This window comes from Kitasatospora sp. NPDC057518 (genome assembly GCF_042802075.1).
Lineage (GTDB): Bacteria > Actinomycetota > Actinomycetes > Streptomycetales > Streptomycetaceae > Kitasatospora.
This window is the reverse complement of the sequence record NZ_JBHVEU010000369.1, coordinates 1-8,997: the sequence shown is the minus strand read 5'-3', so window position 1 is coordinate 8,997 and position 8,997 is coordinate 1. Positions and strand designations below refer to the sequence as shown.

The window sequence follows — 8,997 nt, the reverse complement described above, 5'->3', positions numbered from 1 at the left end:
GGTTCGGGTGGTCATGGGGAGCAACCCCCGCGAGCGCGGGGCCGACCTGCTCCCACTTGGTCTGTCTGGTCACACCGAGGAGCAACCCCCGCGAGCGCGGGGCCGACCACGGCCGCTACTCCAAGATCGCAGCGACGATGGAGCAACCCCCGCGAGCGCGGGGCCGACGTCCGGGCGGTCCAGGACCGGCAGGCGGCCATGGAGCAACCCCCGCGAGCGCGGGGCCGACGCTTGCTGACCTGCGGTGATTCGCTTCAGCGAGCGCTATTTGATTCAGTTCGATTCGGTTGGCTATCCATAGTGGAGCTCATGGGTTGTTGGTGGTGGAGTTGGCTGGCTTTGTGGTGATGGTGGACTGGATGGCAAGTGGCGAGCGGGACTTCGCAGGCGGGCTGACGCTGACCAGGGGCACGGTGGAGGTTCCCGGGTCGAAGACGCTTGGGGACGGCGGGGTGAGGAGGTGCCCCGGTGTGCGGTACAACCGCGCGCCGGGGCACCTCTGGGCTGTCCAAGTGGTGTGACAAGCCGGTTAGTTGTCCACGTCGTAGGCCACGGTGACCGGGGCGTGGTCGCTCCACCGCTCGGCGTGGGTGTCGGCGCGTTCGACGCGGGCGTCGGTGGCGCGGGCGGCCAGCGTGGGGGTGGTGACCTGGAGGTCGATGCGCCAGCCGGAGTCGTTGTCGAAGGCGCGGCCGCGGTAGGACCACCAGGAGTAGGGGCCGGTGCGGTCGGGGTGGAGGGCGCGGACGACGTCGACGTAGCCGGCCTCGTCGTAGACGCGGGAGAGCCAGGCGCGTTCTTCGGGGAGGAAGCCGGCGGACTTCTGGTTGGCCTTCCAGTTCTTGAGGTCCTCGGGGCGGTGGGCGATGTTCCAGTCGCCGCAGACGACGACCTCGCGGCCGTCGGCGGCGGCGCGGGCGCGCAGGGCGGTGAGGTGGACGAGGAATTCCGCCATGAAGCGTTCCTTCTCCTCCTGGCGCTCGGTGCCGACTTCGCCGGAGGGGAGGTAGAGGCTGGCGATGGTCAGGCCGGGCAGGTCGATTTCGACATACCTGCCCGAATTGTCGAATTCGTCCGAGCCGAATCCGATCGCCGTGCGCTGCGGCTCCGCGCGGGAGAGGACGGCGACGCCGGCCCGGCCCTTGGTGGCGGCGGGGGCCCAGACGGCGTGCCAGCCGTCCAGGTCGCGCAGTTCGACGGGTAGCTGCTCGGGTTCGGAGCGCACCTCCTGGAGGCAGACCACATCCGCCTCGGTGCCGGCCAGCCATTCGACGAAGCCCTTCCTGGCCGCCGCCCGGATTCCGTTCACGTTCACACTCGTCACCACGATCACCCGAGCAGCCTACCGACTGGGCGTTCCCGGCCCGAACCGTGACGCGCGGGGTCGGGCGGGTCCCGTCGGAGGGTGTCGATGGCGGTGACAGCGGCTGACAGGAGCTGTCGTGAACGCGGCATGAAGATGTGCGGCAGTCCCATCGAGCCCCGCCATTGGTCTTGACCATCTCCGGACGGAGCACCTAGGGTCACTTACTGCAAGGACCTTTAATAAAGAAGGACGGATAAAGGCCCGCTCTCCCACCTGCCGCGACTGCGGACAGTGGGCTCGGGATCCGCCCTCCTTGTCGCAGGGCGGACAAACTCACGGGTGGAGGACGCGGTGGGGACGACAGGACAGCTTTCGGCGGTGCCGGAGCCGAAGTACTGGCACCTGCGCACGGTGCTGCTGCGGGCCATCGACTCGGAGTTCTCCACCGGACAGGTGCTGCCCAACGAGCGCGAGCTCTCGGCCCGCTTCGGCGTCGCCCGGGCCACGCTGCGTCAGGCGCTCGACCAGCTGGAGCTGGAGGGCCGCCTGGTGCGCCGCCGGGGGATCGGCACCCTGATCGCCGCCCCGCGGGTCGGCGTCCCGGTCAACCGGCAGGAGGAGGGCTGGCCCGGCACCGCGCGCAACCAGGCCTGGCGGACGGTCGACTGCACCACCGCCCCCGCCTCCGCGCAGCTGGCGAAGGGCCTCGGCATCGCCGAGGGCGCCACCGTGCACACCGTGCGCCGGGTCCGCCTGGTGGAGGGCCGCGCGGTGGCCAGCGAGTCGCTGCACGTCCCGGCCGCCGCGCTGCCGCACCTGCCGGGCTTCCGTGCCGAGAGCGACCGCGCCCGTTCGGTGCTGCGCCAGCTGGAGCGCCTGGAGGTGGACGGCGAGTCCCGCTCGGTCGAGCTGGGTGTCGCCGAGGCCGAGCAGGCCGCCCTGCTGGAGCGCCCGCCTGGCGCGCCCGTCCTGGTCATGACCACCCAGTACGCCTCGGCCGGCCGGCTGGTGGCGCTCGCGGTGGCCACCTACCGGGCGGACACCTGCAAGCTGACCTTCGGCGAGGCCGGACTCGTCGAGGTCACCCCGGTCGGTGCGACGGCCGAGGTCCGTACCGCCTCCTGACGCACCACCCGTGAACCCCTGAAGCCCCTGAACCATTTTCCGGAAACCCTCAGGTCGAGGCCCGGGCGCCAACTGGCGTCCGGGCCTTTGCCGTTGGGGCGCTGCCGTAAACCAGGCCGGGTCGCCTGGTAGCGTCCGCGTGGCAGTGGCACAGCCACGCAACGGATGAGGACGGGGGGCGACCGGTGAACGCGGTCCTCGCATCGTGGGCGAGGTCGGAGGTGCTGGCCTTCGACTGCCTGTTCCGGGCGGACGGCACGGCCCGGGAGGCGGACATCGACGGGCCGGAGCACCTCCGGCTGGAGCTGGGCGGGCCGGTGGACGTGGCGGCCCTGGTGGCCGATCCGCCGTGGGACGCGGGCAGCGTCGAGGTCATCGACGAGGTCGAACTGCCGGACGGGCTGGGCTACGTGGTCCACGGTGACAGCGGCCTCGGGCACCTCGGCTTCATCGGCCGGCTCGGACCGGACCGCGGACTGCGGTGGCTCCTGACCACGTCGACCGGCAACCCGTTCGTCGGGGCGTCCGTCGACTGGCCGCTGGCGCACTTCGTCAACGACTGGGGCAGCACGCTCACCCTCGACCTGACCGACCCGGACTTCGCGCCCTGAGGTGACCCCCGCTCCTTGAGCGCGGCGTCAGGCCCGGGGCGGGTCGACGGCGAAGAGCTGCTCCTCGACGTGGTCGAGGGCGACGCGCAGGGCGCCCATCGCCACGACCTCCGAGCCGAGGGCCGCCAGGGCGACCTCGGGGGCGCGCAGGGTGAACTGGGCCAGGCGTTCGCGCAGCGGGTCCAGGACGCCGTCGAGGCCGGCCGCCCAGCCGCCGATGACCACCAGCTGGGGGTCGATGGCCAGGACGAGCGCGGCGACGCCCTGGACGAGGCGGGTGAGGAAGCGGTCCATGGCGACCTTGGCGACCTCGTCGCCCTCCCGGGCCAGCCGCAGTACGCGGGCCACGGCGGCCTCGTCCAGCGGGTTGAGGGGCTTTCCGGTGGTGGACAGCAGGCGCTCGGGGGTGACCTCCTGGCCGAGCAGGTGCAGGGCGCCGATCTCGCCGGCCGCGCCGCCGAAGCCGCGGTGCAGCCGGCCGCCGATGAGGGAGCCGGCGCCCGGGCTGAGGCCGGCCATCACGAAGACGACGTCGTCGGCGCCGACCGCCGATCCCTGCCAGTGCTCGGCGATGGCGGCCAGGTTGGCGTCGTTCTCGATCAGGACCGGGCAGCGGAACGAGCGCCGCAGCTTGGCGCCGAGGTCGAGGCCGGTCCAGCCGGGCATCGCGGTGCCCAGTTGGACGGTGCCCTCGCGGTCGACGATGCCGGGGGTGCCGATGCCGACCGCCCACAGGTTGTCGCGGGAGATGCCGGCCTTGCGCAGCACCTCGGCGACGGCGGTGCGGACGGCGGCGAGCCGGTCCTCGGCGTCGAGGGTCTCGTCCACCGGCTTGAAGTGACTGCCCACCACCTCGCCGGTGAGGTCGGCGAGGATGACCCGGATGTCGTGCACGCCGATCTCGATGCCGAGGATGTGCCCGGCCTCGGCGCGGAAGCGGAACCAGCGGGCGGGGCGGCCGCGGCGGCCGGTGCCCGGCTGGCCGTCCTCCCTCGGCTGCTCGACCTCGGCGACCAGTCCGGTCTCGACCAGGCCCTCGATCACGCCCTCGACCGTCGGGCGGGAGAGCCCGGTCTCGCCGACGAGCTGAGTGAGGGTCACGGAGTGGCCGTTCCGCAGCGCCCGAAGCGTGACCGCCGCGTTGATCCGCCGCAGCAGCGAGGAGTCTCCTCCGGTGAGCCGATCCGCCAATGCGATGCCCTTCGCCGTTCGCGCGACTGCCCTGGCGCGCGGTGTCGAGTGCGCGGTGCCCACCGAATGGCCCGCGGGGGTGCGCCCCCGGAGAACGCGGCAGGGCGGCAGGGGGCCGCCTGCGCGAGGGCCGGAGGACAAGCGGAGCCTACCCGGGGACGGGCCCGGGCGGCGAGGATCTCCGCAGCTCATCCAGGCTTCGGTATCGAAATGGTACGGATCGGGTGGCGGTGCGTGATCCGGACTTCACCGCCCGGCCACGGCGGGCCGGTAGGGGAGCCGCCGGGACAGCACCGACCGGAGGGAACGTTCCGACAGCAGCGGGCCGAGACCGCGCCGGGAGCCGGCCGACAGGACGCCGAGGGTCGAGCAGGCCGAGCCGATCGAGCCGAGGGAGAGGACGGAGCCGATCGAACCGATGGACAGCACCGACCCGATCGAGCCGATGGACAACACCGACCCGATCGAGCCGAGGGAGAGGGCGGATCCGATTGAGCCGGTCGACAGCACCGACCCGATCGAGTCGATCGACCGGACGGACACGATCGAGCGGATCGAGCGGATCGAGCGGAGGGAACCGATGGAGCCGACGGACCCGCGGGCGGGCCGGGCCGGACGCGCGGAAGTGGTCATGACTTTTGAGCGTAGCCAGCCACACCCCCGCCCGCCCGTCAGTCCACCCGGGCCGCGAACAGCCGCTGCCCCAGCAGCCCCATCGGATGTCCGTCCTCCGGCAGGGTCAGCACCGTCGGGCAGCCCGCGGTGGTGAGCGCCGCCCGCCACTGCTCGGCCGGGCGGGCGGTGAGGCCGTGGGCGTCGCCGGTGATCAGCAGGTCGAGCTGTTCGATGGTGGGGGCGAGTAGCAGGAGCCGGCCGCCGGGGGCGAGCAGCCGGACCAGCGTCGGGACGTCCTCCGCCGATGGCCCGCCCGCGCCCGCCACCGCCGCCCCGCCCGCGCTCGCGATGACGACGTCGTAGCGCCCGCCGTCGGGGGCCGAGTGGTGCTCGGTGTGCGGCCGGGGCCGGGTGGCGAGGGCGCGGGCGACGGCGGGCTCGCCGCCCTCCACGTCCAGTTCGAGGACGCGCAGCGGCCCGGGCCCTTGGTGGGCCTCGGCGGTGCCGCGCACCAGCGCGCCGAGGGCGGCGCCGAGGAAGCCGCGGGAGGCGGCCCAGCGGACGGGGGAGGCGTCCGGCCGGGGGGCGTCCTGGCCGGTGATCAGCCGGGGCAGCCGCAGGGCACCGCGCCGGACCCGGTCCAGGGCGGCGGCCGGGCCGAGCCCGTCGGCCCAGGTCTCGGCGGCGGGGCGCCAGGCCTCCCGGACCTCGGCGGCGTCCGGCCCGGGCCCGCCGCGGAAGACCGGGCCCTGGGCTCCGCCGTCCTGCCGGGTGAGCAGGCCGTGCCGGGCGAGTGCGTCCAGCCAGCGGACGACCCGGGGGCGCTGGGCGGGGGTGACCATGGCCGCGGCGAGGACCTCGGCCTCGGGGTAGCCGCGCGCGGGGTCGGTGAGCACGCCGTTCTGCTGGAGGGTGTGCAGGAGGGCGGCGAGCACGGCCCGGTCGAGCTGGGCGCCGAAGTCGTGGACCTGCTCGGCGGTGACGCCGATGCCGTACTTCCAGGCGGCGGCCGAGGCGTTGGCGGCGTCGGCGCGCAGTCGGCGGTCGGCGGCCTCGGCGTTGCTGTCCGGGGCGCGGACGTGGGCGAGGACGGCGCCGAGCGCGTCGACGGCGGCGTACACGTCCTCCTGCCGGGGTTCGGGGCCGACGTGCAGGACCAGGCGCAGCGCGGCGAGGTCGTGGGCGGCGAGGCCGGGCTGTCCGCTGAGTCGCCAGAGCAGGGCGGAGGGCAGGCTGAGGTGGGTGGCCCGGGCGGTGGCGACGGCTTCGAGCTGCTGTTCGGGCCGCTGGTCGGGGTCGCCGCAGTGGACGGTGCCGCCGGCGAGCAGGGTGGCGAGGGCGAGGTCGACGGCGAGGTCGGTGACGGGGTGCAGCACGGTGTGCCGGATCGGGGGTGCGCCGAGGACGCCGGCCCAGTAGCGCAGCCGCTGTTCGGCGGCCCGGGCGGCGGAGGGCGGCAGGGCGGCGTGCTCGGCTATGCGGCGGGCGAGGGCCTGGGGGAGTCCGCCGGGCGGGGAGACGCCGAGCAGCAGGCCGATGCCGCTGATCGCGCGCCCGTCGGCGACGACGGCGGGTCGGTCGCCGAGTTCGCGCAGCGCGCTGACCAGGGCGGGAGTCGTGGGCACGGTGATCACTCCGGGGTGCGGGACAGAAACCGCACTACTGAACCATGGGGGCGGGGCGGTGAAGGGCGGAAGCAAGTCAAACTTCTGTAATGATTTTCATATCGGCTAGCCAAGCTCCCGACGCGAAGTTGCCGCGAAGCGGTCGGAACTTCACATTCCGGAAGGTCCGCGCGATCCCTTGACAGGTGGTTCGGGTACTGGATCAATGGAGCGCAGGGGGCTGACCGAACGATCGGTCGGTGATCTCGGCCTGGGCGTCCTCGATGCGGGCGAACCTCGGCAGAGCAGCGAACTCGGCAAAGCAGCGAAGGAGCGACGATGACCGGCACCGCACCCGTCCCGCGCCGACACCTCGGGGAGCCGCTACCGCCCGAGCTCCTGGACGCCGGCGAGCGGATGGGTCCGGACGAGCTGCGCGCCCACCAGCTCACCCGGCTGCGGGCCACCCTGCGGCACGCGTACGACAACGTCGAGCTCTACCGCCGCAAGTTCGACGCGGCCGGCGTCCGCCCGGAGGACTGCCGCACCCTGGACGACCTCGCCCGCTTCCCCTTCACCACCAAGGCCGACCTGCGCGAGGGCTACCCCTTCGGCATGTTCGCCGTCCCGATGGAGCGGGTCCGCCGGATCCACGCCTCCAGCGGCACCACCGGACTGCCGACCGTGGTCGGCTACACCGACAACGACCTCTCCATGTGGGCCGACGTGGTCGCCCGCTCGATCCGCGCGGCCGGCGGCCGGCCCGGCCACAAGGCGCACATCGCGTACGGCTACGGCCTGTTCACCGGCGGCCTGGGCGCGCACTACGGCGCCGAGCGGGCCGGCTGCACCGTCATCCCGGCCTCCGGCGGCATGACGGCCCGCCAGGTGCGGCTGATCCTCGACTTCGAGCCCGAGATCATCATGATCACCCCGTCCTACCTGCTGACCCTGCTCGACGAGTTCGGGCGGCAGGGCGTCGACCCGCGGAGCACCTCGCTGCGGATCGGCATCTTCGGGGCCGAGCCGTGGACGGAGGAGATGCGGCGCGAGATCGAGGAGCGGCTCGACCTGCACGCCGTCGACATCTACGGCCTCTCCGAGGTGGTCGGCCCCGGCATCGCGCAGGAGTGCGTGGAGACCAAGGACGGGCTGCACATCTGGGAGGACCACTTCTACCCGGAGGTCGTCGACCCGTTCACCGACGAGGTGCTGCCCGAAGGGGAGGGCGGCGAACTGGTCTTCACCTCGCTCACCAAGGAGGCGCTGCCGATCATCCGCTACCGCACCCGCGACCTCAGCCGGCTGCTGCCCGGCACCGCGCGGCCGGCGTTCCGGCGGATGGAGAAGGTCACCGGGCGCAGCGACGACATGATCATCCTGCGCGGGGTGAACGTCTTCCCGACCCAGATCGAGGAGATCCTGCTGCGCACCCCGGGCGTCGCGCCGCACTTCCAGCTGCGGCTCGGCCGGCAGGGGCGGCTGGACACCATGACCGTCCGGGTGGAGGCCCGGCCGGAGGCCCCCGCGGAGCAGCGGGAGGCGGCGCGGGCGGAGATCGTCCGGGCGGTGAAGGACGGGGTCGGGATCACCGTCGCGGCCGAGGTGGTGGACCCGTACACGCTGGAGCGCTCGGTCGGGAAGATCAAGCGGGTGGTGGACGAGCGGGGTTGAACGAGCGGAGGTGAACGAGCGGTGGTGAACCCGGCCGTCGGGCACACGGGCGGGGGCGTCCCGCCGGGCGGGTGGCGGGGAGCACCCCCGCACGGGCCCTATGCTGCGGACATGCCGAGTGAGCTGCGCACTCTCCGATCCGCTCTCCCGCCCGCCCTTCAGCCCGATCCTCAGTCCGATCCTCGGACCGCCGAGGACCTCGCCTTCATCCGGCGGGAGACCGAGCTGAAGCCCGTCCCGTTCGTGCCCGAGATCAGCCTCCACATGGCCGAGGACGCCATCGCCCTGTGGGAGACCACCGAACGGGCGCGCGGGCGGGCCGGGCTGCCGCCGCCGTTCTGGGCCTTCGCCTGGGCGGGCGGGGTGGCGGTCGCCCGCTACGTGCTGGACCACCCCGAACTGGTCGACGGCCGTACGGTGTTGGACGTCGCGGCCGGCTCCGGGCTGGTCGGGGTGGCCGCCGCGCTGCGCGGGGCGACGGAGGTGCGCGCCGCCGAGATCGACGCCTACGCGGTGGCCGCGATCGGGCTGAACGCCGAGGCCAACGGGGTCCGGGTGGACGGCGCCCTGGTGGACCTGGTGGACGGCGACGGCGGGCCCGCCGAGGTGGTGCTCGCGGGCGACGTCTTCTACGAACGGGCCATGGCCGCCCGCTTCCTGCCCTTCCTGGAGCGGGCCGTGGCGCGCGGCGCGACCGTCGTCGTCGGCGACCCGGGCCGCGCCTACCTGCCCCGGGACCGGTTCACCGCGGTGGCGGCGTACCAGGTGCCGGTGGTCGCGGACCTGGAGGACACCGCGGTCAAGACCACGACGGTGTGGCGGCTGGGCTGACCGCCCGAGGGCACCGGCATCACAGGCGACGGGCTGAAGC

Annotated in this window: 8 protein-coding genes; 4 read left to right on the top strand and 4 right to left on the bottom strand. The window is 73.6% G+C overall.

Annotation, left to right across the window (positions count from 1 at the left end):
* Positions 1 to 529: 529 nt before the first annotated feature.
* Positions 530 to 1,333: an exodeoxyribonuclease III gene (locus ACFU7Z_RS29805; RefSeq protein WP_380780868.1), complete on the bottom strand. Its 804-nt coding sequence runs from the start codon at positions 1,331 to 1,333 to the stop codon at positions 530 to 532.
* Positions 1,334 to 1,657: 324 nt separating this feature from the next.
* Here ACFU7Z_RS29805 and ACFU7Z_RS29800 point away from each other — a divergent pair, with 324 nt between their 5' ends.
* Positions 1,658 to 2,431: a GntR family transcriptional regulator gene (locus tag ACFU7Z_RS29800; protein WP_074003854.1), complete on the top strand. Its 774-nt coding sequence runs from the start codon at positions 1,658 to 1,660 to the stop codon at positions 2,429 to 2,431.
* Positions 2,432 to 2,616: 185 nt separating this feature from the next.
* Positions 2,617 to 3,042, top strand: a complete 426-nt coding sequence (locus tag ACFU7Z_RS29795; RefSeq protein ID WP_380780866.1) for a hypothetical protein — start codon at positions 2,617 to 2,619, stop codon at positions 3,040 to 3,042.
* A gap of 27 nt (positions 3,043 to 3,069) precedes the next feature.
* Here ACFU7Z_RS29795 and ACFU7Z_RS29790 read toward each other — a convergent pair whose 3' ends face one another.
* The 3 genes from ACFU7Z_RS29790 to ACFU7Z_RS29780 form a co-directional block, all read right to left on the bottom strand.
* Entirely contained in the window at positions 3,070 to 4,233 is a 1,164-nt protein-coding gene (locus ACFU7Z_RS29790) for an ROK family protein (protein ID WP_049649337.1), read from the bottom strand.
* 246 nt (positions 4,234 to 4,479) lie between these two features.
* Positions 4,480 to 4,866, bottom strand: a complete 387-nt coding sequence (locus ACFU7Z_RS29785; protein ID WP_074003775.1) for a hypothetical protein — start codon at positions 4,864 to 4,866, stop codon at positions 4,480 to 4,482.
* Between the two features lie 38 nt (positions 4,867 to 4,904).
* Positions 4,905 to 6,473, bottom strand: a complete 1,569-nt coding sequence (locus ACFU7Z_RS29780) for a hypothetical protein (RefSeq protein ID WP_380780863.1) — start codon at positions 6,471 to 6,473, stop codon at positions 4,905 to 4,907.
* Positions 6,474 to 6,791: 318 nt separating this feature from the next.
* On the opposite strand from ACFU7Z_RS29780, the gene paaK reads away from it, so the two are divergent.
* Both paaK and ACFU7Z_RS29770 read left to right on the top strand, forming a co-directional pair.
* Positions 6,792 to 8,126 (top strand): phenylacetate--CoA ligase PaaK, encoded by a 1,335-nt coding sequence (gene paaK, locus ACFU7Z_RS29775; protein WP_380780861.1) that lies wholly within the window; start codon positions 6,792 to 6,794, stop codon positions 8,124 to 8,126.
* 111 nt (positions 8,127 to 8,237) lie between these two features.
* Positions 8,238 to 8,957: a methyltransferase gene (locus ACFU7Z_RS29770; RefSeq protein WP_107086481.1), complete on the top strand. Its 720-nt coding sequence runs from the start codon at positions 8,238 to 8,240 to the stop codon at positions 8,955 to 8,957.
* Positions 8,958 to 8,997 lie beyond the last annotated feature (40 nt).